At 35.4% G+C, this 789-nt stretch carries 1 protein-coding gene; it reads right to left on the bottom strand.

Features of this window, described 5'->3' with window-relative positions:
- On the bottom strand, positions 1 to 778 hold a 778-nt coding region (locus ACFIJR_RS09120), incomplete at its 3' end, for a type IV secretion system protein (protein WP_375654076.1).
- Between the last annotated feature and the right edge of the window lie 11 nt (positions 779 to 789).

Here is a 789-nt window from a genome sequence, read left to right on the forward strand (position 1 = left end):
GTATGGTAGGCATCCCGTTTGTTTCATGGTTAAAAATTTTCATATCAAGTTCGCGTCTTTTCCTTTTGATAAGTGATCGCTCGGCATTACGTAAATGCGCTACCATTTGCATCTTTATAGATTCATTTTGGATCATTGCTAACGAACCATCGATATGTGCTTGAAGATCTGCAATGTCTTTCAGGTTTTCTTTTGTTTGAAGTTCATCGAATAGCTCTTTAAGGTATTGAAAACGATTTTCTACGTTTTCAAAAGTTTTTAAAGTTAAAGCTTTATCTAGAGACGATATAAATTCTAAACGGGCAAAAATAGAGTCACCTACTTGATCAAAAGTCCCAGAAATTTTGTTTTCTTCCTCTAATACCTTTTGATATGATTCCCTTGAAAGCTTATCTTTCTTATAGAGCGATTCAGGCTCTTTGAGAAAAAAACTAGAAAAGTCTATTTTCTGAGGTGCGGTTTTCTGACTCTTTGTTATAGCTTGATAGGTTTTTTCTGTTTGCGAAAGTTGTTCTTTTTTTAACTCAAGCTGTTTTTTTAAGAGCTCAATAATTTCCCCTTTTCTTAATAGCTTAATAAGCTCCAAATATTCTGCTGGTGGAGCAGGTGATTTCGGTGAAGCAGGTGATTTCGGTGAAGCAGGTGATTTCGATGGAGTAGGTGGTTGTGTAAAATATGTCTTCCCGAGTGAATCTATACCATCAATATTCACTGCATGTGCCAAATTTATCATTCCCCAAATGGTAATCATTCCTGTTATAATAAATCGCTTTTTCATCTGTCTCCTCG

The sequence above is a fragment of the Bartonella sp. OD88NMGDW genome (genome assembly GCF_042193775.1).
In the GTDB taxonomy this organism is placed as follows: Bacteria; Pseudomonadota; Alphaproteobacteria; order Rhizobiales; family Rhizobiaceae; genus Bartonella; species Bartonella grahamii.